The following is a 25,868-nucleotide window of genomic DNA, read 5'->3' as shown; positions in this document are numbered from 1 at the left end:
GTAGCGGTTCGGTTGCAGGCCGCGGCTCGGCTACCCCGGAGCACCTCTTGTTGTCTAGGTTGTCCTGCATGGATCGCCCCCGCCTGCTGACCCCTGCCAGGCCGACTGGGATGACCCGGCGCAGCGTGCTCGGTCTCGGTGCCGCCGCCGCGTCGTCCCTGCTGCTGCCCGGATGCTCCCGCGGCCGGGCCGACGAGCCGGCCCCGGCCGGGTCGGCGACATTCGCGACCGGCAACGAGGGCGGTGTCTACGCGACGTTCGGCACCGCCCTGAGCGGGCTGATCAGCGAGGTCACCGGCATGGAGCTCAAGCCGATCATCACCAACGGGTCGGTGGACAACCTGATGAAGATCGACAGCGGCAAGGCGGACCTGGGCTTCTGCACCTCGGACGCCGCGCTGGCCGCCTACGAGGGCACCGGCATGTTCGACAGCGGCCGGCTGAAGTTCACCGCGCTGGCCCGGGTGTACGACAACTACGTCCACTTCGTCGTCCCGATGGCCTCGTCCGCGTCGAAGCTCGACGATTTGAAGCAGGACCCGAAGAAGCCGCGCAAGAAACCCATGGTGGTCAGCGTCGGCCCGTCCACCTCCGGCACCAGGGTGGTCGCGGACCTGATCCTGGCCACCGCCGGCATCACGGTGACGAAGCGGTACCTGACGCTGGAGGAGTCGGTCAAGCAGTTGAAGGAGAAGGCCGAGGGCAAGAACCCCAACGGGATCGACGCGATGATCTGGAGCGGTGGCGTGCCGACCGACCCGATCAAGGCCCTGCAGACGTCCGTCGGGTTCCGGTTGCTCGACATCGGCGCAGTGGCCGAGGAGATCGCGCTCACGCGGTTCGGTGGCTACGTGGTGTCGTCGATCCCGCCGTCGCAGTACGGGCTGGCCAGTTCGGTGCCGACACTGGCGATCCCGAACTACCTGGTGGCCACGCCGAGGCTGTCCGACTCGTGGGCCTGGTGGACGGTCAACACGCTGTTCCGCCGGCAGAACGACCTGGTCAACAGCGACCACCCCGAGGCCGGTTCGCTGGACCCGCGCTCGGCGATCGCGACGATGCCGATCCCGCTGCACCCCGCCGCCGAGCGCTGGTACCGCAACAACCATATCTAAGCTCTACACATTGCCGCGCCTGCGGCGCGGCGCGCTCAGGCCTCGTAGTCGTCGATCAGGGGGACGCGGACCTCGATCACCAGGCCGCCGCCGATCGGCGGACGGGCGACCACGCGGCCGCCGACCCGGGCAGCCTCGGAGCGGACGATCGCCAGCCCCAGACCGGTGCCCGGCATCTCCCGGTGGTGCGCGCTGCGCCAGAACCGCTCGCCGACCTTCTTCAGGTCTCGCGACCCGAGCCCGAGCCCGTGGTCGCGCACCGACATCACCACTTCGGTGCCGTCCCGGGTGACCGAGACCTCCACCGGCGGAGCGCCGTACTTGGAGGCGTTGTCGAGCAGTACGTCGAGGATGTCGTCCACCTCGAGCTCCGGCGCGACCCCACCCGGCACCATCTCGCCGATGATCAGCTCCAGGTCGTCGGCGGCGTACACGGCCTTCCAGCCGACCAGCCGCTCCTTCACCGCCTGGGCCAGGTCCAGCGGCTCTTCGTTGCCCTCGGCATCGGCCCCCGGGCGGTCCGAGCCGGCCAGCCGGGACAGCCGCTGGACGATCCGGCCGAGCCGGTCGATGTCGCTGAGCGCGAACCGCGCGGTCGGCGACAGCCGGGACAGACCCTCGATGTGGATCCGGGCCGAGGTCAGCGGCGTCCGCAGCTGGTGCGACGCGTCCGCGACGAACTCGCGCTCGCGCTGCCGGGCCTGGTGCAGGCTCAGCGCCATCGAGTTGAAGCTGTCGCCGAGCCGGCGCAGCTCGGGGGCGCGTCCGTCGGTCGACACCCGGGTGTCGAGCGCGCCGCGGGTGATCTGGTGGGTCGCGTTGTCGAGGTCCTTCAGCGGCCGCAGCACCCAGCGGGTGATCGGCCGGACGATGCCGATGATGATCGCGCCGATGCTGATCAGCAGGCCGCCGAGGAGCAGCAGCAGGCCGCTCTGCACCTGGTCGCGGGCCTTCTCGGTCGGCACCCGCAGTACGGCGGCACCCAGCACGCTGCCGTTGTTGACGACCGGGCGGGCCACCACCATCTCGCCGGAGCGCCACGGCCACAGCGGCGGCGGCTCGGCCGGCAGGCGGCCGGCCAGCGTGCTGTGCAGCGCGGCCGCGATGTCCGGCTCCTTCACGTTCACACCGGACACCGAGGTGGCGACGACGCGCGAGTCGACGTCGACGACGAACACCGGGGTGTTGTAGAGCTCGTGGTAGCGGACCGCCAGCTCCCGCAGGTTCGCGATGTCACCGGTCTGCAGCGGGGACTCCGCCATCGTGGCGAACCAGTCCGCGTCGTTGCTGCGCGACAGGAACAGGGTGCGCGACGTACTCGTGGCGATGTAGTTGGCCAGCGGTACGACGGCGACGATGGCGAGTGCGATCACCATCGGAACGAGGGACTGCAGCAGACGACGGCGCAACGGTCAGTCCGAACCCAGGCGGTAACCGACACCGCGGATCGTCTGCACCAGCTCGGGCCGGCCGAGCTTGGCACGCAGGCTGGCCACGTGCACGTCCATGGTCCGCGACGACGCCTCGAACACGGACTGCCAGGCGTACAGCGCCACCTGTTCCCGGGGGACCACCCGGCCGTGGTGAGCGGCCAGCACAGCGAGCACGTCGAACTCCTTGCGGGTCAGACTGATGGGCTTGTCCGCCACCTGTACCGTCCGGGCCTCGATGTCCACGGTCAGGTCTCCGACGGTCACCCGGGGGCGGGGCTGCAGGAGGCCGGTACGACGAAGTACAGCATCGATGCGGGCCAGCAGCTCGGAAATCGCGAACGGTTTCACCACATAGTCGTCCGCGCCGCTGCGCAACCCGCGGACCCGGTCCGCCGCCTCGCCCCGCGCGGTCACCGCGATCACCGGGACGTCGGAGACCGTCCGGATCTGCCGGCACACGTTGATACCGTCCCCGTCCGGCAGCCCGAGGTCCAGCAGGACCAGGTCGCCGGGGTCCGCCGCGAGGGCGTCCGCGGCCGTCCGGACATGCGTCACCATCAGGCCGTAGCGCCGCAGCGCAGGTATCAGGGCATTGGCGATATCGAGATCGTCCTCGACCAACAGAATCCGTACCGCGCCACTCATGCGGTGATCGTAGGCCAGGAGACGCTCATGTGTGTCAGATCTTGGTAAAGACGTAATCACGTGACTCCACACCGTGTTCGCCGACACTAGCCTTCCGGACACAGGAGGGAACCGATCGATGACTGTCGGTATCGGCACGGGGGGTGGCTTGACCACGCCCTCCGAGGAAGAGCTCGCCGAGTACGAGCAAGAACGGCCTGCTCGGCGGCTTCGGCCTGCCCTCGACCTCGCGATCGCGGTCTGGTGCGCGGTCATCAGCGTCGGCGTGCTCGCGCAGGTGTTCTTCCCATTACCACAAGGCACGCAGTTTTACTTGGTGATCTTTCTCGCAGCGGTCCTGCCGATCACGCTGCTGTGTTACCGCGGTTGGAAGGTGCCTGGCAGTCTTAGAGAGCACCGCCTGAATCCGTTGCGTGGGCGGTCGCATGACGACCCCGGGATCACGGACTGGATCCTGGCCGCCGTCGCGTTCGCGGTGTGCATCTACCCGCTGTTCGACTTCGACGGCTATCTGGAACGACGGCAGACGCCGACCGGACTGGATGTGGTGGCGGGCGCCGTACTGCTGATCCTGCTGCTCGAGGCGTGTCGCCGTACCACTGGCTGGGTGCTGCCGGTGTTCAGCCTGCTGTTCATCGCCTACGCGTACTACGGCGGCTATCTGCCCTACACGTGGTCGCTCGCGCACCAGGGTTTCAACTTCGACGCGATCATCGCGCAGTTCACCATGGGCACGGCCGGGTTCTACGGCACGCCGTTGAGTGTGGCGGCCAGCTACATCGTGCTGTTCACGATCTACGGCGCCGTGCTCGACTACTCCGGCGCCGGCAAGTTCTTCATCGACCTGTCCTTCGCCGCCTTCAAGCGCAGCCGTACGGCGCCCGGCCGCACGGTCACCCTGGCCGGCTTCCTGCTCGGCAGCGTCTCCGGTTCCGGTACGGCGACCGCCGTGTCGCTCGGCACGGTGTCGTGGCCGATCCTGCGCCGGGCCGGCTACCCGGCCGAACCGGCCGGCGGAATGCTCGCCGCCTCCGGCATCGGCGCGATCCTGTCGCCGCCGACGCTCGGCGCGGCCGCGTTCATCATCGCCGAGTTCCTGCAGGTCTCATACCTGACCGTCCTCGGGTACGCCGTCATCCCGACGATCCTGTACTACCTGGGCATCCTGCTCGCGATCGAGATCGACGCCCGCCGGCACGGGACCACGTCGGCGGAGACCTCCTCGGATTCGGCGTTCCGGTTGCTGGTGCGGTTCGGGTACCACTTCCTCTCGCTGTTCGTGATCATCGGCTTCATGGCGGTCGACGTACCGCCGTTCAAGGCCGTGGTCTACGCGGTGATCATCCAGTTCGCGCTGTCGTTCCTGGATCGCGAGCACCGGCTCACCGCCGGGCGGCTGTTCAAGGCGCTTGCCCAAGGCACCCGCTCGGTGCTGCCGGTGGCGGCGACCTGCGCGACCGCCGGGGTGATCGTCGCGGTCACCACCCAGACCGGCCTCGGGCTGAATCTGGCCGAGATCATCGTCGGCGCGGCCCGTGGACTGACCGACAACCACACCGTCGTACTGATCCTGACCGTGGTGCTGTCGGGGCTCGCCGTACTGATCCTCGGACTCGCGGTGCCGGTGACCGCGTCGTTCATCATCGCCGCGGTGATCATCGCGCCGGCGCTGGTACAGCTCGGGGTGACACAGCCCGAGGCGTATATGTTCATCTTCTACTACGCTGTCCTGTCCGAGGTCTCGCCGCCGACCGCGCTGGCCGCGGTGGCGACAGCCGCGATCACCGGCGGCAAGGTGATGCCGACGATGTGGCAGGCGTGGAAGTACACGCTGCCGGCGTTCCTGGTGCCGTTCGCATTCGTGCTCACCGAGAACGGCGCACACCTGCTCGGTCAGGGATCGTTCGCCGGCATGGTGTGGACAACGCTGGTGTCCATGCTGGCCGTTGCCGCGCTCGCGGTGGTGACCGGAGGCTGGATCGTGGTCGCGGCGGGCTGGCTCGAACGCCTGGTGAGCGTGCCGGCCGCGCTTCTGCTGCTTTACCTCGCGCCCGTAACCATCGCGGCCGGAATCTGTTTGCTACTTGTTGCCGTCGTCATCAATCTGGTCCGGCGGCAACGCCAGGCCGCCCGCCCGGAAGGATCCGTCGCTTCATGAGAATCCGTCGCCTCCCCGCGGCCGTGGTGGCGCTCGCCGCTGTCGTCTCGCTGGTCGCCTGCGGCGGTCAGCGCGAACCCACTGGATCCGGTACGGCGGCCGGCGGCCGGCTGACCATTGCCACCGGCAACACCACTGGTGTCTACTACCAGCTCGGCGGTGCGCTGGCGTCGGTGATCTCGCAGAAGGTCTCCGGCTACCGGGCGACCGCCAGCGAGACGGGAGCCTCGGTGCAGAACGTCCAGGGCCTGGTGGCGGGCAACTACGACATCGCGTTCTCCCTCGGTGACACCGCGGCCGACGCGGTCAAGGGCGTGAACAGCTTCAAGGCGCCGCAGGACGTGGCCGCACTGACCCGGCTGTACAACAACTACACGCAGGTCGCCGTCCGCACCTCGGCCGGGATCACCTCGATCGCCGACCTGAAGGGCAAGCGCGTCTCGACCGGCTCGCCGAACTCCGGCACCGAGGTGATCGCGCGCCGGCTGCTGGAGGCCGCCGGCCTGGACCCGGCCAAGGACGTCACCGCGCAGCGGCTCGGCCTGCCGGAGTCGGTCGACGCGATGAAGTCCGGATCGATCGACGCGCTGGTCTGGTCCGGCGGCCTGCCGACCGGCGGCATCACCGACCTGACCACCAGCCTGGGCAAGGACGTGAAGCTCTTGCCGATCGTGGATCTGCTGCCGACAATGCAGGAGAAGTACGGGACCGTCTACGTCCAGGCGCCGATCCCGGCGGCGACGTACAAGCAGCCGGCCGACGTGGCGACGATCGTCGTGCCGAACGTGCTGCTGGTGCGCAAGGACATGAAGGCCGACCTGGCCGAGCAGCTCACCAAGGTCATCTACGACAACAAGGACGCGCTGGTCGCGGTGAACGTAGCGGCCAAGGGCATCACACTGGAGAACGCCGACCAGACCGACCCCGTGCCGCTGCACCCTGGCGCGAAGAAGGCGATCGACGGACTGAAGTAGCCCCACGGACCGTCCTCTCCCGCACACCAGGCGCAGCGGGGGAGGACGCAAAGGGACCCACCTTCGCACACCAGGCGCAGCGGAGGTGGGACCATGCCGGCCCCACAACCAGGCGCAGTGAGTGCCGGCAGATCGGGCCCGGCCCTTCGGAGGCATCCGAGGGCCGGGCCCGGTCACCTACTTCTGGTCGTCCTCCTGGGACATCGGAGTGCGGTACAGGTAGTGCGAGAGCGCGGAGTCGCGCTTCGGGCCAGAGCTCGTCGGGGTGCAGGTCCATGAACCGGCTGTCGCCGTACTGACTTCCCTTCAGGAAACGCAGTGAGTGCTCCAGCTCCTTCGCGTTGCCGACGTACCTGGTGACCAGGTCCTCGCCGTCGGGCAGGCGCCGTACGTGGGGGAGGAGGACGTCTTCGGCGGCGGCCAGATGCTGGGCCGCGATCGCGTAGAACCAGTCGGTCTGACGCCTGCGCCCGGCCTGCGCGAGCAGGCCGGGCGGGGCTGAGGGTCAGGAGTCGGAGCTCTTCTTCCAGAGGTTGATGCCGGCCTCGACGGCGTCGGCGTCGATGGCCTCGAGCTCGTCGGCGGAGAACTTCAGGTTGCGGACCGCGGCGAGGTTGTCCTCGAGTTGCGCGACGCTGGAGGCGCCGATCAGGGCGCTGGTGACGCGGTCGTCGCGCAGAGTCCAGGCGAGTGCGAGCTGAGCCACGGACTGGCCGCGCTCCTTGGCGATCTCGTTCAGCGCGCGGACGTGCTTCAGCGTGTCCTCGGTGAGCGAGTCCGGGTTCAGCGACTTGCCCTGCGCGGCGCGGGAGTCCGCCGGGACGCCGTCCAGGTATCGGTCGGTCAGCACACCTTGGGCCAGCGGCGAGAACGCGATCACGCCGACGCCGAGCTCACCAACGGCATCCAGGAGGTCCTCCTCGATCCAGCGGTTCAGCATCGAGTACGACGGCTGGTGGATCAGCAGCGGCGTCCCCAACTCGCCAAGGATCCGCGCCGCCTCCCGGGTCCGATCCGCCGAGTACGACGAGATTCCGGCGTACAGCGCCTTGCCAGAGCGGACTGCGGTGTCGAGCGCGCCCATCGTCTCCTCGAGCGGCGTGTCCGGGTCGAACCGGTGCGAGTAGAAGATGTCGACGTACTCGACGCCCATCCGGCTGAGCGACTGGTCCAGCGAGGCGAGCAGGTACTTCCGCGAGCCGCCGCCCTGACCGTAGGGCCCTGGCCACATGTCGTAGCCGGCCTTGGTCGACAGGATCAGCTCGTCGCGGTACTTCTTGAAGTCACGCGCGAAGTGCGCCCCGAAGTTCGTCTCCGCCGAGCCGTACGGCGGACCGTAGTTGTTGGCCAGGTCGAAGTGCGTGACGCCGAGGTCGAACGCCCGCCGCAGGATGTCGCGCTGCGTGGTGAACGGCTTGTCGTCGCCGAAGTTGTGCCACAGCCCCAGCGAGATCGCGGGCAGCTCCAACCCGCTCCGCCCCGTCCGCCGATAAGCCATCTGGTCGTCATACCGGCCCTCGGCCGCCACATAATCAGTCACGGAACCCCAGTCTGCCCCATGTCACAACAAGTGCAAACCCCCTTGTTTTACAACAGAAATCCCATCGCTGACACCCAGAACCCCATCTTCTTGATCCGTTCAAGTGAGGGCGGACCATGGTGCGGGCGGAGCGGACGCGAAGAACCTGAGAATTCCGAGGACGCGACTCGCGGGTGGTGCAGTCCAGTGTCGTTGCCCCGGCCAGGGGTCGGCGGGCAACTTCCCCAGCGCCCACTCGAGGTGCAACCAAACGGTTGCCGCTGCCAGTTCGTCCTCCGGTACGGCGGACTCCGTGTGGTGAACGTAGTCGGGAAGGATCACGGCGACGTGCTCGAGCGGCAGCTTGGCGAAGTCCACCTCCGCCGGAGCCAGCGCCGCGTCACCCCAGTCGATCAGGCCTGTCAGCCGCCCGTCCGGGGTGACGAGAAGGTTGTGCGTGGCAACATCTCCATGGATCAGCACCTTCGGCCGATCCCGATCGAACCGACCCGCCAATCGCGTGAACCACCCTGCCAGCCACTTCGCCGTCCCCAGATCCAAGTAGCCGCGGTCCGTCAAGTCGTCGACCGTCCGCCACGGATCACCCCACCCATCCTCCGGAAGGCCCGGCACCTGGACCCCCTGAGCCCGATGCAACCGCGCCAGTTGCTCCCCCAGCCCGGTCGGTACGTCGATCGGCTCGCTGCCGTGAACCCGCTCCATCACGACGTACGGCGCATCGATCACCGTCCGGCTCTCGTCGTACTCAACGATGGCCGGCGTCAACACACCCGCTGCCCGGGCCACCGGGATCACCGCGATCTCCTTCCGCAGATCCCCCTCGAACCCCGGCCGCGCCACCCGCAAGAACAACCCCTCCCCGACCACAAACCCCCGATTGGCAACCCCACCCACAACCTCCACCACCTCAGCAGCCCCCACTCCAAACCGCCGCCCCACCACCCCCACCCGCCCCAGAACCACATCCCCCACCTCCTCCGGATCGACCTCCGCCACCTGGTCGGCGAGGTTCTTCGGCGTCTGGTTCAGGAGTTCATCGGCTGGGGGTTTGTTGTGTTCGTCCAAGCTGTGCCTCCGTGGTTCGCGGCGATCCGTCTGTTCGATCCTTGTGCCGGGGTGCGGTGGCGTCCACCGGATTTGATGTACTGCGACCGTGCGTGTCGATGTGGATCCGGATGTCGTGGGCCGGCGGGAGTTCTACGCCCTGCTGAATTCCGTGGTGGTCCCACGGCCGATCGCGTGGGTGTCGAGCCGCTCGGCCGACGGGGTGCTGAACCTCGCGCCACACTCGTTCTTCACGGTGTCGTGCGTACAGCCGCCGATGGTCCAGTTCACGTCGGTCGGGCGGAAGGACAGCCTCAACAACGTCGAGGCAACCGGCGAGTTCGTGGTGAACTTCGCCGCGGAACCCTTGTACGAACAGGTGAACGCGTCGGGGACGAACTTCCCGCCCGAGGTGTCTGAGTTCGAGGCGGTCGGCGTACACACCGAGCCGTCGCGGACAGTCGCCGTACCACGGGTCGCGGAGTCGCCGGTGGCGATCGAATGCACGCTCCACACCACGCTCGAACTCGGCGACTGCACCCTCGTCATCGGCCGCGTCCGCCACCTGGCCATCGACGCGTCAGTCATGGTCGGCGATCACCCGGAGATCCAGCGGCTCCGCCCACTGGCCCGCCTCGGCAAGAACGAGTGGTCGACCCTGGGCGAGGTCCGCTCCATCACCCGAATCCGCCACTCCGACTGGCCAGGCCACTTCACACCGCCCACCAGCTGACCCCGGCTGTGGGGTTGCCCCGCCCTGACGGACAGGTCTGATGACTCGGTCAGGCTACATTCGCGATCTTGTTCTGTTCCTGGTATTCGGCGGGGCCGCGGTAGCCCAGAGTGCTGCTTTCAGGTGACCTTCGGCGATTTCTACAGACCATCCAGTCGCCTGGACATCGTGTCGAGTGTCGGCCAAGGAGGACCCTCGCGCAGCGCACGCAGGAATTCCGCTCCGAATCGTCTCCCGTTCGGAAACTGATCGCCAACATCCCAACGCCACGCTGCGACCATCGCGAGAACGAGCTGCCGGCAGTCGTCCAGCAGTCCTTGGTCAACGCCCGGGTAGTGCTCGCAGACCGCCTCGGGAACATGGGCGAGATCGAACTCGACGGGTCCACGGCAGGACGTCTCGAAGTCGATGAACAACGGGCCGTTCTTCGTGCTGAGCAGATTGCCTGGATGGGGCTCGCCGTGGAGCAGCTGCTCCGCGGCGCCGCGGTCGTCGATCGCCCGTCGCAGGCTTCCTAGTCTGCTGCTGAGGAACACGCGGTCTGCGTCGGCGAGCTCCGGCGAGAGATCCGGGTTGGCAACGATTTCTTCCGCCTCCGCGATTCGATCCGTGAACCGCGGGCTCGCCACGTCGACCTTGCGCATGCCGGCGTGCAGCCGCTCCAGCGCCTTGGCGTAGTCGACTGGTGAGACGGTAGGTGTCACGGGCTCGTAGTAGGTCCACAGCGTCACCGCGAAGCCATCGCGCGTGTACACAAGCGGGTCCACCCGAGGCTCCAAGGCGCTCACCGGGCAGTCGACCTCGGCGAGCCGTTGAGCGAGCTCGACTTCGAGCTGTGCAACCTCTTGCCCGACAAGGGCGACCCGGGCAAAGACGCCGTACGGCGTCAGCCGCAGCGCCAGCTTGTTCGAGTTGTGAAGAACGATTGCGTCGTTGACTGGCAGGTCGAGCGATGCGGCGATCGAAGTCGCAGCCGCGACCGCACGCGTGACCTCGGACATCTCCATGACTTGGTGAGACTACATTCGTGATCTTGTTCTGTCCCTCGTATTTTCGGCGGCGGTGCCGCGGTAGCCGAGAGTGCGCGGCGGCCGGGTCAGGGATGGTGGTGTTGCGCCACCGCCTGGGCGAAGTGCCGCGGATACCGGGCTGCGCGGGTCAGGCCCAGCTATGTCCGGTCCGGGCGTACGTCGGCTTTGCCCGTCCCGACACGCGTCCGGTTCGACCGTGCCCAACAGTTCCTCCTGATCTGTTCCGACGACTCGATCCCCACCTGCTTCCGCCGTGCGACTCGGGCCCTTCGTGTTCCTTACTAGGCCCAGCTCATGTGTCGCATGGTTGCCAAGGGCACCTTTCGGCAAACCGCGGGTCTGCTGGGTTGCGTGAGTACGTGTCGAAAGCCTTCGGAGGTGGTGGGCTCGGGAGAGCCGGTTAGTGCCGGGGTGGTGGGGGTTCGTAGGTGGCTAGGAGTTTGGTTAGGGATTCGAGGTGGGGGGAGAGCCGGAGGGGGGTGCTGTCGGGGGACGTGGTGGTGGCTGGGTGCCAGGTGAAGGGCGGATGGCTGGGGCTGGCTTCCGGGGTCGGGATGGTGGGGGTTACCAGGTGGACTTCGGGGGACAGGGGGCCGGGGTCGTGGGTGTGGGAGCGGGCGGCGAGGTTGATGAGGAGGCCTAGGGCGGGGATGACGGAGAGGTCTTTGATGACGTGGAGTAGGAGGAGGTCTCGGGCAGGGACAGCGGCGAGGAGGCCGTGGGGCGGGTGGTGGTCCAGGTGGAGGGAATCGCGGAGGACGGTGTCCAGAACCAGGGCTCGGGAGGCGGCGAAGGGGGTGCCGGTGACGAAGGCGATGCGGATGTCGTCGTGGTCTAGGTACTCGACGTGGTCGGTGAGGCGGCGGAGGTTGGCCAGGCCGAAGCGTTCGGCTTCGGGCCAGGTGAGGCCGAGGTCGGGCGGTTCGAGGTACATGGTGACCGTGCCGTCGTTGATGGTGGCGGGGACGGATATCAGGCCGGGTATGAAGTCGGAGCGGTCCTCGCTCCAGTGGATGGGGAGCGCTTCGCGAGGGACGAGGCGTTGGAGTAACTCTCGCTCTGGGTCTTTGGGTGGAGGCGGCGGGCCGTTGCGGAGGCAGTCGAGGAGTTGGACGAAGTGCTCCTCGACCAGAGCCGGCCAGCGTTGCTCCTCGTAGCGCGACAGGGTCCGTGCGAGGTTGCTCAGGCCGAGGACCGGGCCTTCGGCAGACGCCTCGACCGGGACGAGAGCCGCGCCGCCCTCGTAGGCGACGTCGAGCCCGAGCCGGGTCGCGACGGTCAGGCCGAGGTGCACCAAGCGCGCGGCCTGACTGCGGGTCAGGGGGGTCAGGACTGGGTCGGCCCAGTCGGAGTGGTTGCTGTGGGCATATTCGGTGACGCTGTCGATGGTCATCGGGGCCACCTCCTCGCCAGAGAAAGTACGAGGATCGGCACCCGCCGCAGCCTGCGATTTCGAACCTGTGGACAACTCGCCGGGATAGTCTGCGCAGATCCCACCAGGTGAGTCCGAAGGAGTCAGCATGTCCAGCAGTCCGTCGTCGCGGCCGACCTCCGAGACACGGCTGTCGTTGTCGCACATCACCGCGCAGAACGAGACCAACCTGCTCGGCACCGTGCACGGTGGCGTGATCATGACGCTGGTCGACTCGGTCGCGGGAGTGGTCGCCGCGCGGCACTCCGGTGGGCCGGCGGTCACGGCGTCGATGGACGAGATGGTGTTCCTGGTACCGGTGCGGGTCGGCGACGTCGTGCACTTCAGCGGGCAGGTGAACTGGACCGGGCGAAGTTCGATGGAGGTCGGCGTACGGATCACCGCTGATCGGTGGGATTCCGTCGGGCCTCAGGTCCATGTGGCGTCGGCGTACCTGGTGTTCGTCGCAGTCGATGCGGACGGCCAGCCGCGGGAGGTGCCGCAGGTCGTCCCGCAGACGGATGAGGAACGCCGGCGGATGCGCGAGGCCGAGATCCGCCGAAGCCACCGCCTGGCCCGCCGCGCCGCCATCATCGCCTCCCGCGACGAGACCGCCCGCGAAGAGGCTGCCCGCGAAGAGGCCGCGCGTGAGCAAGCCGAGCATGCGGGAACCGAGGAAGCAGCCCTTCAGGAGAACACCCGGTGAGCCTGTTCGGCAGCGCCCGTCGGCACCCGTCGGCCATCCTCCTGGTCGTGCAGTTGCTCGGCGTACTCGTCTACCCGGCGATGGAAGGCTCGCGAGGCGGCCGCGTCGCGTTCGAGATCCTAGGGATCGTCGTACTCGCGCTCGCCGTCTTCTCCGTCCGCGCCACCCCAGGCCTCACCTGGGTCAGCATCTGCCTCGGCCTGCCGGCAGTAGCGCTCTCCTTGGTCGACGCGTTCAACCCGACCGAGCCCGTGATCGCGATCTCCGGTGCGCTGCACGCCGCCTTCTACTTCTACGCGGCGTACAGTCTCCTCCGCTACATGCTCTCCGACCACGACGTCAGCGCCGACGAGCTCTACGCCACCGGCGCGACTTTCACCTTGGTGGCTTGGGGTTTCGCCTACCTGTACGTCTTCGTCCAGGTGCTGGTGCCCGGCAGCTTCACCGCGGCCGTTGACCCAGGCGACGATCGCACCTGGATGGAGCTGCTGTTCCTCAGCTTCACCACGCTCTCCAGCACCGGCCTGAGCGACATCATCCCGATCACCTCATGGGCCCGATCAGTGGTCATGCTCGAGCAGTTGGCAGGTCTCGGGTACGTCGCCATGGTCGTGTCACGCCTGGTCGGACTCACCATCGCGAGACGCAGCAGCAACACCTAGACCCGCGGCCACCCGGCCAGCAGATCGGCCGCCGCCCGAGCGGCCACCTGGGGTGCGCGCTCCATCGCGGCCACGCGATAGCTGACGAGGGCACCCTCGTGCAGCAGAAGCAACCGGTCGGCGAGCTCACCCGGATCGGCCATCCCCGCCAGTCTGGCCTGCGCCTCGAACTCGGACCGCATCCACTGCTTCTGCCCGACGATCACCGGCATCGCCGGGTGGTCCGGCGCTGCCAGCTCCACGCTCGCATTGATGAAGCCGCACCCGTTCCGCGACCCCGCGAGCCAATCCGTCAGCGCATCGAACAGCGCGAGGATCACCTCTTCCGGAGTGCTCGGCGCGCGGGTTGCCAACTGTTCGTCGAGGAACGCGTGCCAGACAAGGTTCCGCCGCTCCAGGTACGCCGCGATCAGCCGATCCTTCGAGCCGAACCGGTCGTACAGCGTCTTCTTCGTCACGTCGGCCACCGACGCGATCGTGTCCACACCGACCGTCCGGATCCCCTGCTCGTAGAACAGCGTCGACGCAGCCGTCAGGATGCGCTCACCGGCCGGTGTCAGGGTGGTGGCCTCAGGCAGCTGCCGATCCACCAACAGTCTCATCTGCTGATCGAGCATACTGACAGTATACCGACCGGTGTGGTTACTGTCCTCCATGACCATTCTCCAGGTACGACGTACGCCGCGCCACCGCCTCGCCGCCGCCGGAGCGGGAGCCGGGTTCGTCGTGTTCTGGAGCTGCGGATTCATCGGCGCCCGGTGGGGCACGCAGTACACGAATGCGTTCGACCTGCTCGCCTGGCGCTTCCTCCTGGCCGGTGCGCTTGCCGCAGTGGTCCTGCTGATCAGACGACCGGCGATCTCCCGCAGAGACCTCGTGACCCAGGTATGGATGGCGGTCCTGACCCAGTTCGTCTACCTGAGCCTGATCTTCACCGGCATCGACCACGGCATCACCGCGGGCGTCACCGCACTCATCGGCTCGCTGCAACCGCTCCTGATCGCCACCGTGGCCGGCCCGCTGCTCGGGGAACGCGTCAGCCGGCGTCAGTGGATCGGATTGATCCTGGGCCTCGCCGGGGTCGGACTGGTCGTCGCCGATGACCTCAACGCAGGCCATGGCTCGTTGCTGTTGTTCCTGGTCCCTCTCGGCGGTCTGCTCGGCCTGGTGATCGGCACCTGTCTGGACCGGCAGCGAAGGCCGACTACGAACTCTCTCGACGCGCTCTGCGTGCAGAGCCTCGTGTCCGCGATCCTGTTCACCGCACTGGCTGCTTCGACCCATCAGCTGACCGTTCCAACTCAGCCAGGCTTCTATGGCGCCGTCGTCTGGCTGGTGCTCCTGGCAACAGGTGGCGGTTGGGGTCTATACCTGGTCAACCTCAAGCTTTCCGGCGCGACTCGCGTCAGCTCACTGCTGTACCTCGTTCCCCCGACGACGATGGTCTTCGCCTATCTGATGTTCGGCGAGACAATCGGCCTGCTGGCCGTGATCGGCATGCTCGGATGTGCGATCGCCGTACTCCTGATCAGGGTCCGGCAACCAGTACGCTGCGGGGATGGCGGAACCCCGGTGGCTGGACCAGACGGAAGCACAGGCCTGGCGCGCGTTCATCGCGGCACAGCGAGTCGTGAACAGCCGGATCGAGCAGCAGTTGCAGCGCGATGCCGGAATCCCGCACACGTACTACGAAATCCTGGTCCGGCTGTCCGAAGCGCCGGACGGCCGCCTGCGGATGAGTGAGCTCGCCGTCGCCACTCTCGGCTCCCGCAGCCGGTTGTCGCACGCGGTGAATCGGCTGGAGCAGAACGGATGGGTCAGGCGGGAGGGCATCGAGTCCGACCGTCGCGGCCAGGTGGCGATCCTCACCGACCTCGGCCGGCAGAAGCTCGTGGAGACTGCGCCCGGACACGTCGAGGAGGTGCGCAAGTCGATCTTCGACGCGCTGACCGAGGAGCAGGTCGAGCATCTGTACGACGTCTGCGCCACGCTGGCCCGGCACTCCGGCGACACCGTCGACCGCGCCGTCTGGGGGCGTCGCTGAGATGAGGCGTCCGGTCGCCTTGGTCGCGATGACGGCACTCGTCGTCGCCGGCTGCAGCGACAATCAGTCCCCGCCGACCGCAGGCCCGAGCACAGTGCCGTCATCGTCGGTGCCGCTGCCGACGACCCAGCCCACCACCGAGCAGCCCAGCACTCCGGCCGAGACACCGACGCCGACACCAACCCCGACGTCAACGCCGAGCTGCATCGATCAGAAGCTCCAGACTCTCACCCTCCGGGAGCGAGCGGCCCAGCTGATCATGACCGGCATCAGCGCCAGCGGCATGACTTCTGCACAACGTCCCATCGTGCAGAAGGAGAAGCCCGGCAGCGTCTTCCTGCTCGGAAACAGCGGAAGCCTGTCCCACACGCGTACGGCGATGGCCGCAGCGAACACGGCCGCCACGGTGAAGGGCGTCCGCCCGCTGATCGCCGCTGACCAGGAGGGCGGCCAGATCCAGCGCCTGAAGGGCCCCGGCTTCGACCGGATCCCGGCCGCGACCGTGCAAGGCAGCTGGTCCACCGACAAGCTCACCGCGCGTGCCCAGCAGTGGGGCGGCCAACTCAAGCAGGCGGGGGTGAACGTCGACCTCGCGCCGGTGGCCGACGTCGTACCCACGTCGCTGAAGTCCCAGAACGCGCCCATCGGCAGTCTCGACCGCGAGTACGGCAACACACCGGAGGAAGTCGGGCCGCCGGTGCAGGCGTTCGTCAGGGGAATGCAGAAGGCCGATGTGATGACGACGGTCAAGCACTTCCCAGGACTCGGCCGAGTGCGCGGCAACACCGACTTCTCGTCCGGTGTGGTCGACAACGTCACGGTTCGCGGTGATGCCGACCTGCAGCCGTACGCCGACGGGACCAAGGCCGGCGCCGCCATGGTGATGATCTCGACCGTCACCTACACCAAGATCGATCCCAAGAACCGCGCTGTGTTCTCACCGACCGTCATCCAAGGCATGGTGCGCGGCGATCTGGGCTGGAACGGCGTCGTGATCACCGACGACGTCGGGGCCGCCGCCGAGGTCGCGTCGGTGCCGGTGGGCCAGCGGGCGACCCGGTTCGTCGCGGCGGGCGGCGACGTCGTCATCAATGCCAAAGCAGGGCTGACCGCCACCATGGTGAACGCACTGGTCGTCAAGGCCCAGCAGGACAAGGCATTCGCCGCGAAGCTGACCAGTAGCGTGAGGCGTGTGCTGACGCTGAAGCAGGACCACGGTTTGGTGAGCTGCGGATGACGGACGAGCAGGAGCCCGACTACCGCTTCACCCTGGCGAACGAGCGGACCTATCTGGCCTACTTGCGGACCTCGCTGGCCTGCTACGCGGGCGGTCTGTCGGCGGTGCAGTTCCTCGACCTCGGTCCGGATCGCTGGCCGGCCCGGATCATCGGTGTGGTTCTGGTCGCTGCCGGAATCGTCACCACCGCGGGCGCCTTCCGTCGCTGGCAGCTGAACCTGACCGCGATGCGCACCGGTGCCAGCCTCCCGGTCACCCGGCTGCCGTTGATGCTCGGGGCAACAATCGCGACGGTCGGCCTGATCGCCCTGCTCTTCTCACTGTGGCGATGAGCGCACCCGATCCCGGTCTCCAGCCCGAGCGCACCCTGCTCGCCTGGCGCCGGACCGCGCTGGGCCTGATCGCGAACGGCATCCTCCTGATTGCCTCCGGCCACGGTTCCTCCGACGTCCGCACCGGCCTCGGCATCGTCGTACTCGTGCTCGCGCTGTCCTGCTGGGCTGCGGTCAGCGCGGTGTATCGCCGTACCGGCGGGTCCGCGGTGCATGCCCTCGGCCACGACCGAGTGGTCCGCGTCGCCGCCGGTCTGGTCCTGGTCGTCGGCCTCTTCGACCTGTACGCCGTGATCACCCGCTGAAACCGATCCATCACCCACCGTCCGTATCACCCCTGGCGAGTTCATTCCGACGCGATACGTTGATCGGGCGGATGCCGCGTCAACCGCACGTTCCCCCTAGCATGTTCACGGTTTGTCCCTCGTTCATCCGGAGCTTGAAGTGCCGTTACGTCTGCGTCCGAACGACCCGACGTTCTACGACCTTTTCACCGAGTCCGCCAATCACCTCGTGGACGGAGCCCGGATCCTGGCCGAGCTGCTCGGCAGTACGGCGGGAACCGGCCTCTCCTCGAGTCACCAGATCGCCGCCGAGATGAAGGACGCCGAGCACGCGGCCGACGAGACCACCCACTCGATCATCCGCCGGGTCAACTCCACCTTCGTCACCCCGTTCGACCGCGAGGACATCTACCGGCTGGCCTCCGTTCTCGACGATGTGATGGATTTCATGGAGGAGGCGGTCGACGCCGTCCACCTGTTCAATCTGGAGAAGTTGCCGGAGGAGATCGCCGAGCAGATCGAGGTGCTCCAGCGGATGGCGCAGCTGACCGCCGAGACGATGCCCCGGCTGCGGACGATGAAGGACCTGGCCGAGTACTGGATCGAGATCAACCGGCTGGAGAACACCGGTGACGCGGTGCACCGCCGGATCATCGCCAAGCTTTTCAGCGGCGAGTACGAAGCCCTGACCGTGATGAAGTTCAAGACCGTGGTGGACCTGCTGGAGGCCGCGATCGACGCGTTCGAGCACGTCGCCCACACGGTCGAGCAGATCGCCGTCAAGGAGAGCTGAGCGTGGAGCTCGCGCTCATCGTCGCCCTCGTCGTCATCGCCCTCGGATTCGACTACACCAACGGCTTCCACGACGCCTCCAACGCGATCGCGACCTCGGTCTCCACCCGCGCGCTCACACCGCGGGTGGCGCTGGCGATGGCGGCAGTGATGAACTTCGTCGGCGCATTCCTCGGCACCGAGGTGGCCGAGACAGTCGGCAAGGGCATCATCAGCGCCCCGAGTGGCGAGAAGGGCCTGGTGGTCGTGATCGCGGCCCTGCTCGGCGCGATCACCTGGAATCTGATCACCTGGTACTTCGGCCTGCCCAGCTCCTCGTCGCACGCGCTGATCGGCGGACTGATCGGCGCCGGGGTCGCCTCGTCGAGCGTCGTGCTGTGGTCGGGCATCCTCGACAAGGTCGTCATCCCGATGGTGCTGTCACCCGCGATCGGCTTCTTCGGCGCGTTCGCGCTGATGATCGCGATCCTGTGGACGTTCCGGCGCAGCAACCCCGCCAAGACCACCCGCGGATTCCGGATGTCGCAATCGCTGTCGGCGGCGGCGGTGGCGCTCGGGCACGGCCTGCAGGACGCGCAGAAGACGATGGGCGTCATCTTCCTCGCGCTGCTCACCTCCGGTTATGTCGACGCGGACGACGGCATCCCACTGTGGGTCAAGCTCTCCGCCGCGACGGCGATCTCGCTCGGCACCTACTCCGGCGGCTGGCGGATCATGCGCACCCTGGGTCGCCGGATCATCCATCTCGATCCGGCCCGCGGCTTCGCCGCCGAGGCGGTCGCCGCGACCGCGCTGTACGTGATGGCGATCGGTCTGCACGCGCCGGTCTCCACGACACAGACGATCACGTCGGCGGTGATCGGCGCCGGTGCAACCAAGCGGCTGTCGGCGGTTCGCTGGGGAGTCGCGAGGAGCATCGTCATCGCGTGGGTGCTGACCATTCCGGCGGCCGGCATCATCGCGGCGCTCTTTTACGGGGTGGCCCATCTGATCGCGGAGTGAGTTCCTTCGATCTGTTCACTTCGAATTCACTCACCGGCCCTACCGTCGACCCACGCTGTACATCGCCGGCCCAGGGGGGAAGTGATCGCGATGGACCTGTCCTTCCTTGTCGTCGTGGTGATCATCACCGCGTTGGTGTTCGACTTCACCAACGGTTTCCACGACACCGCCAACGCGATGGCGACGTCCATCGCCACCGGCGCGCTCAGACCCAAGGTCGCGGTCACCGTGTCCGCGGTGCTCAATCTGGTCGGCGCGTTCATCTCCACCGCGGTGGCCACGACGATCTCCAGCGGCCTCGTCGACGACTCGAAGATGACCGTGCCGATCATCTTCGGCGGCCTGGTCGGCGCGATCCTGTGGAACCTGGTGACCTGGTACTTCGGCCTGCCGAGCTCCTCGTCGCACGCCCTGTTCGGCGGCTTGATCGGCGCCACCTGGATCGCGGCCGGCAGCGGCGCGATCAACTTCGGCACAGTGGTGCAGAAGATCATCCTCCCCGCGATCGCCGCGCCGATCGTGGCCGGCGCGGTCGCGCTGGTGGGCACCTTCCTCGCCTACCTGATCACCCGGCGGGCCCGGAAGAAGTCGGTCGAGGCCGGGTACAACAAGGGGCAGATCGCGTCCGCGTCGATGCTCTCGCTCGCCCATGGCACCGGTGACGCGCAGAAGACGATGGGCGTCATCACGCTGGTGCTGATCACGTCTGGCAGCCTCGCGGAGGGCTCGCCCCCGCCGACCTGGGTGATCTTCTCGGCCGGCTTGGCGATCGCCCTGGGCACCTATTTCGGTGGCTGGCGGATCATCCGGACGATGGGCAAGGGCCTGACCGAGATCGAGTCGCCGCAGGGGTTCACCGCCGAGAGCAGCTCGACCGCGGTGCTACTGGCCTCGTCCCACCTGGGCTTCCCGCTGTCCACCACCCAGGTCTGCTCCGGCAGCATCCTCGGCACCGGCCTCGGCAAGCGGCTCGCGGAGGTGCACTGGACGGTTGCCCGGCGGATGGCGATGGCCTGGCTGTTCACGCTCCCGGCCGCCGCGGTCGTCGGCGCGCTGGCCGGCCAGCTGGCCAGCTCCGGCACCTTCGGCGTCGTCATCGTCGCGGTTCTCGCGGTCGTGGCCAGCGCCGGCATCTACGCCGCCTCCCGGCGCCGGCCGGTGACGCCGGAGAACGTCAACGACGACCCGGCCTCCGCCCCGGCCACCACGGCCGCGGTGAGCTGAGAGGAGTACGGCGATGCACATCCACTGGAATGCACTCGGCCAGGTGGCCCTGGTCAGCCTGCTCTTCGGGGTTGGGCTGGCGATCGTGTTCGCGTTCGGCGTGACCGCGATGTCGCGGCGGGCGGTGGCGATCGAGGAGAAGAAGCCGCCGTCGATCGTGGACACCTCGGTGGCCGCGCTCTGCTTCGTGGCCTGCCTGGCAGCGGTGTTCTACGGGCTGTATCTGATCATTCCGCAGTTCCACTGACGCGGGTACGACGTACGATCCGCTCGAGGGCTGTCTGTCGTACGGGTCGTCAGCGGTTCCAGCGCCGTACCGACTTGGCTACGTCCTTGGAGCGGATGGAGCCGAGGTTGTACTCCCATGCGGCGGCCAGCTTGCCGCCGAGGATGCTCGCGTCCAGATAGATCCTCGGGCGCACCGCAACGGCCCAGGTGGCGGCGGCCGCGTGGCCTTGCTGGTGGAGCAGGTGGTCTACGGTCGCCTCGATCCGGCTCTTGTTCTCGCCTCTGAGGCCTTCAGTGGCCCAGCGTTGCATGATCGCCGCGTCGTCGGACGTCATCCGGGCCAGATAGGTCAGCGGACCGCGCCAGAAGCCCCGGCTGCCGATGCTGTCCAGGCTTTCCAGCGGGAACCAGCCGTTCTGGCAACGGCGTCCGTTCACCGCGGATTCGATCTCCCGGGCGCGGTCCGCGGACAGGCCCCGGGTCGCCCAGTCGACGAAGAACGTCCCGGCGTCCGGGATGTGCTCAGCCACGTGCGGCGCTGGAGTCATCTGCCCCGGTTCGAACAGATGAAGCTCTTCCGGTGATTCGAACAAAACCTTCCCCGCCCGCCTGAGTACCGCGGCCGCGCGTACCACTGGCCCGGCCCGCCGCACAGGGACCCCCCAGGTTCCTGTTCCGTCAACTACGACAAGTCTTCGTACCCTCGTTCCCGCCCGAGGGTCAAGGTCTTGTCCGCGTTACCGGTCCTCCTTGGTCCGCCGCGCGGCCCGGCGGGCGAGCTCCTCCTGATCCAGCCGCTCGGCCTCGGCCGGAGTCGGCGCGGCACCGCCGTACGACGCCGGCAACCACCAGGCACCGGCCGGTTGCTCGGGGTACGCGCGGATGGTCTGGTCGAGCATCCCGGCCATGGTCGAGTGCAGGCGCGCGGTCGCGTCGGCCGCGTCGTCGCCCCGGGTCACGGTCATCGGTGCGCCGACGGTGATCGCGATCGTGCGGTGCCGGGAGAAGTCGCGCGGATGGTCCTTGGTCAGCATCCGCTGCGTGCCCCACAGGATCATCGGAATGATCGGTACGCCGGCCGCGGCGGCCATCCGGACCGTGCCGGACTTGAACTCCTTGAGCTCGAACGACCGGCTGATCGTGGCCTCCGGGAACACGCCGACGATCTCACCCTGGCCGAGATACCGGAGCGCTTCGCGGTACGACGCCATCCCGGCCGCGCGATCCACCGGGATGTGGTGCATCCCGCGCATCAGCGGCCCGGAGTACCGGTTGCGGAACAGGACCTCCTTGGCCATGAACCGGACCAGCCGCTTGCTCGGCACCGCGCCGAAGCCGCCGAGCACGAAGTCGACGTAGCTGATGTGGTTGAGCGCGATCACCGCGCCACCGGTCCGCGGCACGTTCTCCGTCCCGGTCAGCTGGAACTTCAGGTCCAGCACCTTGAACGCCGTCTTCGCGAAGCCGATCACCGGTGGGTACACGAGGTCACGCATCCCCCGACGCTACCCGCCCGGTCAAGACGGCGGGTTAAGGTGACGGTGACAATTGGAGATCGCGGGAGCTCGCACCGTAGTGGGCTGAGAGGGCGGCTGGGTGAACCGGCGCCGCCGACCGCCGAACCTGTCCGGGTAATTCCGGCGTAGGGAGCAGCAAGGTGAATGTCAGCACGATTCGACCGACTGTCACCACCGGCCCGATCTCGGGGTCGGAGAAGGATCTACCGCGGTGAGCTGGGAGTCCCGGGCCGCCGCGTCCACCTCACCAATGGCGAGCACTTCGACCTCTACGACACGTCGGGTCCATACACCGACGCGTCGGCGCGGATCGACGTACAGGCCGGACTGCCGGCACTCCGGCGGGACTGGATCGCCGGGCGCGCACCGCTGACCCAGCTCGGGCACGCGCGGGCCGGCACGATCACCGAGGAGATGAGGTACGTCGCCGTCCGGGAGGGCCTCGATCCGGAGTTCGTCCGGTCCGAGGTGGCCCGCGGCCGGGCCGTGATCCCGGCGAACCGGCGGCACGCGGAGAGCGAGCCGATGATCATCGGGAAGAAGTTCCTGGTGAAGGTGAACGCGAACATCGGCAACTCGGCCGTCAGCAGCTCGGTCGAGCAAGAGGTCGAGAAGCTCGTCTGGGCGACCCGGTGGGGCGCGGACACGGTGATGGATCTGTCCACCGGCAAGAACATCCACGAGACGCGGGAGTGGATCCTGCGGAACTCACCCGTGCCGATCGGGACGGTCCCGCTGTATCAGGCACTCGAGAAGGTGAAGGGCGATCCGGCCGCGCTGTCGTGGGAGGTGTACCGCGACACGGTGATCGAGCAATGCGAGCAGGGTGTGGACTACATGACGGTGCATGCCGGCGTACTGCTGCGGTATGTGCCGCTGACCGCCGGACGGATCACGGGCATCGTGTCCCGGGGTGGCTCGATCATGGCCGCGTGGTGCCTGGCGCATCACCAGGAGTCCTTCCTGTACACGCATTTCGCGGAGCTGTGCGAGATCCTGCGCACCTATGACGTGACGTTCTCACTGGGCGACGGGTTGCGGCCGGGGTGTATCGCGGACGCCAACGACGCGGCGCAGTTCGCCGAACTGCGGACGCTCGGGGAGCTGACCCGGATCGCCTGGGAGCACGACGTCCAGGTGATGATCGAGGGCCCGGGCCACGTGCCGATGCACAAGATCGCCGAGAACGTGCGGCTCGAGGAGGAGCTCTGCGGCGAGGCGCCGTTCTACACATTGGGGCCGTTGGCAACTGATGTGGCGCCGGCCTACGACCACATCACGTCCGCGATCGGTGCGGCTCAGATCGGCTGGCTGGGTACGGCGATGCTCTGCTACGTCACGCCGAAGGAACATCTCGGGTTGCCGGATCGCGACGACGTCAAGACCGGCGTGATCACCTACAAGATCGCCGCTCATGCGGCCGATCTGGCCAAGGGGCATCCGGGTGCGCAGGCCTGGGACGACACGTTGTCCAAGGCAAGGTTCGAGTTCCGCTGGGAAGATCAGTTCAACCTCTCGCTGGATCCCGACACGGCCCGCTCGTTCCACGACGAGACCCTGCCCGCCGAGCCGGCCAAGACCGCCCACTTCTGCTCGATGTGCGGGCCGAAGTTCTGCTCGATGCGGATCACCGCCGACATCCGCGCGTACGCCGAAGAGCACGGCCTGACCTCCGCCGAGGCCATCGAGGCCGGCCTGGCCGAGATGTCCGGCACGTTCAAGGCGAACGACCAGAAGCTCTATCTGCCGCGCGCCGACTGAGCCGCGATCCGGCCCGGAGTACGCCGTACTCCGGGCCGGAAGCGTGTTGACTGCGGGTGAAGTGCGGGGGCGAGTCGAGATGCCGAGGTCGCCGGATTGAGCGGAGAATTGGGGGAATCGGTGGATCGACAGGCCGATCACTGGGAGTGATCGGGTGAACCGATTCAGGTTTCTTCCTTCACTCTACGTGAATAAGACTGTAGCCTTAATGCGTTCGGAAGGAGGTGCAGGGCAATGGTCTTCGTTCTCACGGTAGATCAGCGCGGCAGCCGAAGCATGAGCGATCTCGTACCCGAGCTACTGAACTCCCTGAACCGCCGGCCGCGACGGACCGGGTTGCTCCGGAAGTTCGAGCGGACCGCCGGCGACGAAGTGCAGGGCATCCTCTCGGAGGCCCGCGCCACCATCGACGTGATCGTCGAACTGCTCCGCACCGACACCTGGTACGTCGGACTCGGTGTCGGCGAGGTCACCCAGCCCTTGCCGCGCAGCACCAGGGCGGGCAGCGGCGACGCGTTCGTGTACGCGCGGGAGGCGGTCAACCGGGCCAAGTCGAGCCCTCACCACGTCAACGTGGTCGGTCCGGATCCACACCGGGCGGAGCAGGTGGAGACCGTGCTGTGGCTGATGGCGTCCGTACTGCGGCGCCGGAGCGACCGTGGCTGGGCAGTGGCCGACCTGCTGGCTGAAGGACTCACGAGGCGGGAGATCGGCGTGAAGCTGGGGATCAGCCAGTCGGCGGTGACGCAGCGGGCGCAGGCCGCCGGATTCGCCGAGGAGCAGCGCGGACGGGTGCTGGCGGCCGAGTTGCTCGACGCTGGGGTCGCTGCGTGACGGCACTCGTCTTGTCGTTGACCGGCACCGCCCTGATCCTCGCCGTACTGGCGTGGGTGCCCAAGGCCGGCTCGACCCTCGAGATCGTGATCAGCGGGGTCATGCTGGCCTGTTTGGTCGCGGTCGGTCTCCTACTGCTGGCAGGCAACGGTGTGGAGGGCTGGCGCGAGCGCTGGTGGGACGTGCTGCTCCTGCTGGCCGGGGGACTCGCGGTGACCGGTGGTGGGCCGCTGACGACGTCAGTGTTGTCTCTGGTGGACCGGGGGAACACCCGAGCCCAGTCCACACAGAAGGCCGGCGAGGTACTGCGTGGTGGCGCGCTGATCGGCTCGCTCGAGCGGGCCGCCATCTTCGCGTCGCTGGTGGCAGGCTGGCCGGAGGGCATTGCGGTCGTGCTGGCGATCAAGGGACTGGCCCGCTACCCCGAACTGCGTAGCCCGGACCAGCCGGCCTCGGTCACCCCACAGGCGGTCGCCGAGCGCTTCATCATCGGCACGTTCACCAGCGTCCTGTGGGCAGTGACCTGCGCCGGCTTCCTGTTGTCCCACTAAGTGCGGATCACGATGTCGTTGACCACTTTGTCGTGCCAGGTCTGCTGCTTGTCGTCCCAGAGCGGCCAGAGCACGTTCAGAATGCAGAGCTGGTTGAAGATCTGGGCGAGGATCTCGCGGCCGAGATTCGGACCGACGCCGATCAGCTGACCGGTCTGCGAGTGCACGACCCTCAAGCCGGTCAGCTTCTTCCCGAAGGACTGACCGGTGCGCCCCTGCTGGATGACGCGGTTCCAGACCCACACCAGGAACGCGAGAAGGAAGCCGGCGCCGATGGCGATCCCGCCGCCGGGGCCGAGCTGTTCCTTGTCGCCGTCGATGACCAGGGACAGGATCGCGCCGACGATCGCCGGGATCGAAACGATCAGCGAGTCGAGGATCGAGGCGCCGACACGGATCGGCCATCCGGCCGGCTGCCCGGGCGGCGCGTAGCCGTACCCGTAGCCCGCCGGCCCGTGACTGCCTGGTCCGTAAGGGTTGTAGCCCTGCTGGTGGTACTGGCCCGGTTGTCCCGGCGGGTACTGCGGGTTGTACGGAGGGGTGGTCACCTGCGGGATCCTTTCTGCGGCCGAGACGCCGAACGCCGCAGCCTCGAGGGGCCACGGCGTCC

The 25,868-nt window shown here is 67.7% G+C and carries 29 protein-coding genes; 19 read left to right on the top strand and 10 right to left on the bottom strand.

Going from position 1 to position 25,868, the window contains the following annotated elements:
- Positions 1-68: 68 nt before the first annotated feature.
- Positions 69-1,115, top strand: coding sequence for a TAXI family TRAP transporter solute-binding subunit (locus tag ACXC9Q_RS40395; RefSeq protein WP_457062183.1), 1,047 nt, complete (start codon positions 69-71; stop codon positions 1,113-1,115).
- 35 nt (positions 1,116-1,150) lie between these two features.
- Here the strand turns inward: ACXC9Q_RS40395 and ACXC9Q_RS40390 are convergent, their stop codons facing one another.
- Together ACXC9Q_RS40390 and ACXC9Q_RS40385 are read right to left on the bottom strand one after the other, a co-directional pair.
- The gene (locus tag ACXC9Q_RS40390) at positions 1,151-2,491 is read right to left on the bottom strand and encodes a sensor histidine kinase (RefSeq protein ID WP_457062182.1); all 1,341 of its coding nucleotides are present in this window, start codon (positions 2,489-2,491) and stop codon (positions 1,151-1,153) included.
- A 36-nt stretch (positions 2,492-2,527) separates the two neighbouring features.
- Positions 2,528-3,193 (bottom strand): response regulator transcription factor, encoded by a 666-nt coding sequence (locus ACXC9Q_RS40385; protein WP_012918592.1) that lies wholly within the window; start codon positions 3,191-3,193, stop codon positions 2,528-2,530.
- Positions 3,194-3,311: 118 nt separating this feature from the next.
- On the opposite strand from ACXC9Q_RS40385, the gene ACXC9Q_RS40380 reads away from it, so the two are divergent.
- The 3 genes from ACXC9Q_RS40380 to ACXC9Q_RS40370 all read left to right on the top strand — a co-directional run bounded on the left by ACXC9Q_RS40380 (position 3,312) and on the right by ACXC9Q_RS40370 (position 6,827).
- The gene (locus tag ACXC9Q_RS40380; protein WP_457062181.1) at positions 3,312-5,351 is read left to right on the top strand and encodes a TRAP transporter permease; all 2,040 of its coding nucleotides are present in this window, start codon (positions 3,312-3,314) and stop codon (positions 5,349-5,351) included.
- Positions 5,348-6,325 (top strand): TAXI family TRAP transporter solute-binding subunit, encoded by a 978-nt coding sequence (locus tag ACXC9Q_RS40375; RefSeq protein WP_457062180.1) that lies wholly within the window; start codon positions 5,348-5,350, stop codon positions 6,323-6,325. Before ACXC9Q_RS40380 ends, ACXC9Q_RS40375 begins: the two co-directional genes overlap by 4 nt.
- 322 nt (positions 6,326-6,647) lie before the next feature.
- Entirely contained in the window at positions 6,648-6,827 is a 180-nt protein-coding gene (locus ACXC9Q_RS40370; protein ID WP_457062179.1) for a hypothetical protein, read from the top strand.
- 3 nt (positions 6,828-6,830) lie between these two features.
- Here ACXC9Q_RS40370 and mgrA read toward each other — a convergent pair whose 3' ends face one another.
- Both mgrA and ACXC9Q_RS40360 read right to left on the bottom strand, forming a co-directional pair.
- Positions 6,831-7,865, bottom strand: coding sequence for an L-glyceraldehyde 3-phosphate reductase (mgrA, locus tag ACXC9Q_RS40365; RefSeq protein ID WP_457062177.1), 1,035 nt, complete (start codon positions 7,863-7,865; stop codon positions 6,831-6,833).
- 99 nt (positions 7,866-7,964) lie between these two features.
- Positions 7,965-8,930: a phosphotransferase family protein gene (locus tag ACXC9Q_RS40360; protein WP_457062176.1), complete on the bottom strand. Its 966-nt coding sequence runs from the start codon at positions 8,928-8,930 to the stop codon at positions 7,965-7,967.
- An 88-nt stretch (positions 8,931-9,018) separates the two neighbouring features.
- Between ACXC9Q_RS40360 and ACXC9Q_RS40355 the strand changes: the two genes are divergently transcribed.
- Entirely contained in the window at positions 9,019-9,642 is a 624-nt protein-coding gene (locus ACXC9Q_RS40355) for a flavin reductase family protein (RefSeq protein ID WP_329483997.1), read from the top strand.
- A gap of 140 nt (positions 9,643-9,782) precedes the next feature.
- Here the strand turns inward: ACXC9Q_RS40355 and ACXC9Q_RS40350 are convergent, their stop codons facing one another.
- Together ACXC9Q_RS40350 and ACXC9Q_RS40345 are read right to left on the bottom strand one after the other, a co-directional pair.
- Entirely contained in the window at positions 9,783-10,649 is an 867-nt protein-coding gene (locus ACXC9Q_RS40350) for a phosphotransferase family protein (RefSeq protein WP_457062174.1), read from the bottom strand.
- Between the two features lie 424 nt (positions 10,650-11,073).
- The gene (locus ACXC9Q_RS40345; RefSeq protein WP_457062172.1) at positions 11,074-12,066 is read right to left on the bottom strand and encodes a hypothetical protein; all 993 of its coding nucleotides are present in this window, start codon (positions 12,064-12,066) and stop codon (positions 11,074-11,076) included.
- A 127-nt stretch (positions 12,067-12,193) separates the two neighbouring features.
- Here ACXC9Q_RS40345 and ACXC9Q_RS40340 point away from each other — a divergent pair, with 127 nt between their 5' ends.
- Together ACXC9Q_RS40340 and ACXC9Q_RS40335 are read left to right on the top strand one after the other, a co-directional pair.
- Entirely contained in the window at positions 12,194-12,790 is a 597-nt protein-coding gene (locus ACXC9Q_RS40340) for an acyl-CoA thioesterase (RefSeq protein ID WP_457062170.1), read from the top strand.
- Complete coding sequence (locus ACXC9Q_RS40335; protein ID WP_457062168.1) at positions 12,787-13,452, top strand: potassium channel family protein; 666 nt, start codon at positions 12,787-12,789, stop codon at positions 13,450-13,452. Before ACXC9Q_RS40340 ends, ACXC9Q_RS40335 begins: the two co-directional genes overlap by 4 nt.
- Here the strand turns inward: ACXC9Q_RS40335 and ACXC9Q_RS40330 are convergent.
- The gene (locus ACXC9Q_RS40330; protein ID WP_457062167.1) at positions 13,449-14,069 is read right to left on the bottom strand and encodes a TetR/AcrR family transcriptional regulator; all 621 of its coding nucleotides are present in this window, start codon (positions 14,067-14,069) and stop codon (positions 13,449-13,451) included. The two genes, ACXC9Q_RS40335 and ACXC9Q_RS40330, sit on opposite strands and share 4 nt — an antisense overlap.
- Positions 14,070-14,106: 37 nt before the next feature.
- On the opposite strand from ACXC9Q_RS40330, the gene ACXC9Q_RS40325 reads away from it, so the two are divergent.
- The 9 genes from ACXC9Q_RS40325 to ACXC9Q_RS40285 all read left to right on the top strand — a co-directional run bounded on the left by ACXC9Q_RS40325 (position 14,107) and on the right by ACXC9Q_RS40285 (position 20,614).
- Positions 14,107-15,195: a DMT family transporter gene (locus tag ACXC9Q_RS40325; protein ID WP_457062166.1), complete on the top strand. Its 1,089-nt coding sequence runs from the start codon at positions 14,107-14,109 to the stop codon at positions 15,193-15,195.
- Entirely contained in the window at positions 15,083-15,496 is a 414-nt protein-coding gene (locus tag ACXC9Q_RS40320; RefSeq protein WP_457062165.1) for a MarR family winged helix-turn-helix transcriptional regulator, read from the top strand. Before ACXC9Q_RS40325 ends, ACXC9Q_RS40320 begins: the two co-directional genes overlap by 113 nt.
- A gap of 1 nt (position 15,497) precedes the next feature.
- On the top strand, positions 15,498-16,733 hold the full coding sequence (locus ACXC9Q_RS40315) for a glycoside hydrolase family 3 N-terminal domain-containing protein (RefSeq protein ID WP_457062164.1): 1,236 nt from the start codon (positions 15,498-15,500) through the stop codon (positions 16,731-16,733).
- The gene (locus ACXC9Q_RS40310) at positions 16,730-17,065 is read left to right on the top strand and encodes a YidH family protein (protein WP_457062163.1); all 336 of its coding nucleotides are present in this window, start codon (positions 16,730-16,732) and stop codon (positions 17,063-17,065) included. The genes ACXC9Q_RS40315 and ACXC9Q_RS40310 overlap by 4 nt, the downstream gene beginning before the upstream one ends.
- A complete protein-coding gene (locus tag ACXC9Q_RS40305; RefSeq protein WP_457062162.1) occupies positions 17,062-17,370 on the top strand; it encodes a DUF202 domain-containing protein in 309 nt (102 codons plus the stop codon). Before ACXC9Q_RS40310 ends, ACXC9Q_RS40305 begins: the two co-directional genes overlap by 4 nt.
- Before the next feature lie 139 nt (positions 17,371-17,509).
- Complete coding sequence (locus ACXC9Q_RS40300) at positions 17,510-18,142, top strand: DUF47 domain-containing protein (RefSeq protein ID WP_457062161.1); 633 nt, start codon at positions 17,510-17,512, stop codon at positions 18,140-18,142.
- Positions 18,143-18,144: 2 nt separating this feature from the next.
- Entirely contained in the window at positions 18,145-19,143 is a 999-nt protein-coding gene (locus ACXC9Q_RS40295) for an anion permease (protein WP_457062160.1), read from the top strand.
- A gap of 90 nt (positions 19,144-19,233) precedes the next feature.
- Positions 19,234-20,367 carry an anion permease gene (locus ACXC9Q_RS40290; RefSeq protein WP_457062158.1) on the top strand — a complete coding sequence of 378 codons (1,134 nt, stop codon included), beginning with the start codon at positions 19,234-19,236 and terminating at the stop codon, positions 20,365-20,367.
- Positions 20,368-20,380: 13 nt separating this feature from the next.
- Positions 20,381-20,614, top strand: coding sequence for a hypothetical protein (locus ACXC9Q_RS40285; RefSeq protein WP_457062156.1), 234 nt, complete (start codon positions 20,381-20,383; stop codon positions 20,612-20,614).
- Between the two features lie 49 nt (positions 20,615-20,663).
- Here the strand turns inward: ACXC9Q_RS40285 and ACXC9Q_RS40280 are convergent, their stop codons facing one another.
- Positions 20,664-21,125: a hypothetical protein gene (locus tag ACXC9Q_RS40280; protein WP_457062155.1), complete on the bottom strand. Its 462-nt coding sequence runs from the start codon at positions 21,123-21,125 to the stop codon at positions 20,664-20,666.
- 207 nt (positions 21,126-21,332) lie between these two features.
- Positions 21,333-22,091 (bottom strand): lysophospholipid acyltransferase family protein, encoded by a 759-nt coding sequence (locus ACXC9Q_RS40275; protein ID WP_457062153.1) that lies wholly within the window; start codon positions 22,089-22,091, stop codon positions 21,333-21,335.
- Positions 22,092-22,256: 165 nt separating this feature from the next.
- On the opposite strand from ACXC9Q_RS40275, the gene thiC reads away from it, so the two are divergent.
- From thiC to ACXC9Q_RS40260, 3 genes are all read left to right on the top strand, one after another.
- Positions 22,257-23,873, top strand: coding sequence for a phosphomethylpyrimidine synthase ThiC (gene thiC, locus ACXC9Q_RS40270; RefSeq protein WP_457062151.1), 1,617 nt, complete (start codon positions 22,257-22,259; stop codon positions 23,871-23,873).
- A 276-nt stretch (positions 23,874-24,149) separates the two neighbouring features.
- Positions 24,150-24,707 (top strand): transposase, encoded by a 558-nt coding sequence (locus ACXC9Q_RS40265; RefSeq protein ID WP_329484013.1) that lies wholly within the window; start codon positions 24,150-24,152, stop codon positions 24,705-24,707.
- Positions 24,704-25,258 carry a hypothetical protein gene (locus tag ACXC9Q_RS40260; RefSeq protein WP_457062150.1) on the top strand — a complete coding sequence of 185 codons (555 nt, stop codon included), beginning with the start codon at positions 24,704-24,706 and terminating at the stop codon, positions 25,256-25,258. The genes ACXC9Q_RS40265 and ACXC9Q_RS40260 overlap by 4 nt, the downstream gene beginning before the upstream one ends.
- Here the strand turns inward: ACXC9Q_RS40260 and ACXC9Q_RS40255 are convergent.
- Positions 25,255-25,806 carry an RDD family protein gene (locus ACXC9Q_RS40255; protein WP_457062149.1) on the bottom strand — a complete coding sequence of 184 codons (552 nt, stop codon included), beginning with the start codon at positions 25,804-25,806 and terminating at the stop codon, positions 25,255-25,257. The two genes, ACXC9Q_RS40260 and ACXC9Q_RS40255, sit on opposite strands and share 4 nt — an antisense overlap.
- Between the last annotated feature and the right edge of the window lie 62 nt (positions 25,807-25,868).

Source organism: Kribbella sp. CWNU-51 (genome assembly GCF_054073265.1).
This window is presented reverse-complemented; position numbering and strand designations above follow the sequence as displayed.

Excerpts from the sequence above, each read along its gene's own strand:
- ACXC9Q_RS40290 (WP_457062158.1), top strand. The coding sequence starts at position 19,234 with ATGGACCTGTCCTTCCTTGTCGTCGTGGTGATCATCACCGCGTTGGTG.
- thiC (WP_457062151.1), top strand. The coding sequence starts at position 22,257 with ATGTCAGCACGATTCGACCGACTGTCACCACCGGCCCGATCTCGGGGT.
- ACXC9Q_RS40265 (WP_329484013.1), top strand. The coding sequence starts at position 24,150 with ATGAGCGATCTCGTACCCGAGCTACTGAACTCCCTGAACCGCCGGCCG.
- ACXC9Q_RS40325 (WP_457062166.1), top strand. The coding sequence starts at position 14,107 with ATGACCATTCTCCAGGTACGACGTACGCCGCGCCACCGCCTCGCCGCC.
- ACXC9Q_RS40310 (WP_457062163.1), top strand. The coding sequence starts at position 16,730 with ATGACGGACGAGCAGGAGCCCGACTACCGCTTCACCCTGGCGAACGAG.
- ACXC9Q_RS40385 (WP_012918592.1), bottom strand. The coding sequence starts at position 3,193 with ATGAGTGGCGCGGTACGGATTCTGTTGGTCGAGGACGATCTCGATATC.
- ACXC9Q_RS40395 (WP_457062183.1), top strand. The coding sequence starts at position 69 with ATGGATCGCCCCCGCCTGCTGACCCCTGCCAGGCCGACTGGGATGACC.
- ACXC9Q_RS40345 (WP_457062172.1), bottom strand. The coding sequence starts at position 12,066 with ATGACCATCGACAGCGTCACCGAATATGCCCACAGCAACCACTCCGAC.
- ACXC9Q_RS40350 (WP_457062174.1), bottom strand. The coding sequence starts at position 10,649 with ATGGAGATGTCCGAGGTCACGCGTGCGGTCGCGGCTGCGACTTCGATC.
- ACXC9Q_RS40305 (WP_457062162.1), top strand. The coding sequence starts at position 17,062 with ATGAGCGCACCCGATCCCGGTCTCCAGCCCGAGCGCACCCTGCTCGCC.
- ACXC9Q_RS40380 (WP_457062181.1), top strand. The coding sequence starts at position 3,312 with ATGACTGTCGGTATCGGCACGGGGGGTGGCTTGACCACGCCCTCCGAG.
- ACXC9Q_RS40375 (WP_457062180.1), top strand. The coding sequence starts at position 5,348 with ATGAGAATCCGTCGCCTCCCCGCGGCCGTGGTGGCGCTCGCCGCTGTC.
- ACXC9Q_RS40275 (WP_457062153.1), bottom strand. The coding sequence starts at position 22,091 with ATGCGTGACCTCGTGTACCCACCGGTGATCGGCTTCGCGAAGACGGCG.
- ACXC9Q_RS40285 (WP_457062156.1), top strand. The coding sequence starts at position 20,381 with ATGCACATCCACTGGAATGCACTCGGCCAGGTGGCCCTGGTCAGCCTG.
- ACXC9Q_RS40340 (WP_457062170.1), top strand. The coding sequence starts at position 12,194 with ATGTCCAGCAGTCCGTCGTCGCGGCCGACCTCCGAGACACGGCTGTCG.
- ACXC9Q_RS40390 (WP_457062182.1), bottom strand. The coding sequence starts at position 2,491 with ATGGTGATCGCACTCGCCATCGTCGCCGTCGTACCGCTGGCCAACTAC.
- ACXC9Q_RS40330 (WP_457062167.1), bottom strand. The coding sequence starts at position 14,069 with ATGCTCGATCAGCAGATGAGACTGTTGGTGGATCGGCAGCTGCCTGAG.
- ACXC9Q_RS40315 (WP_457062164.1), top strand. The coding sequence starts at position 15,498 with ATGAGGCGTCCGGTCGCCTTGGTCGCGATGACGGCACTCGTCGTCGCC.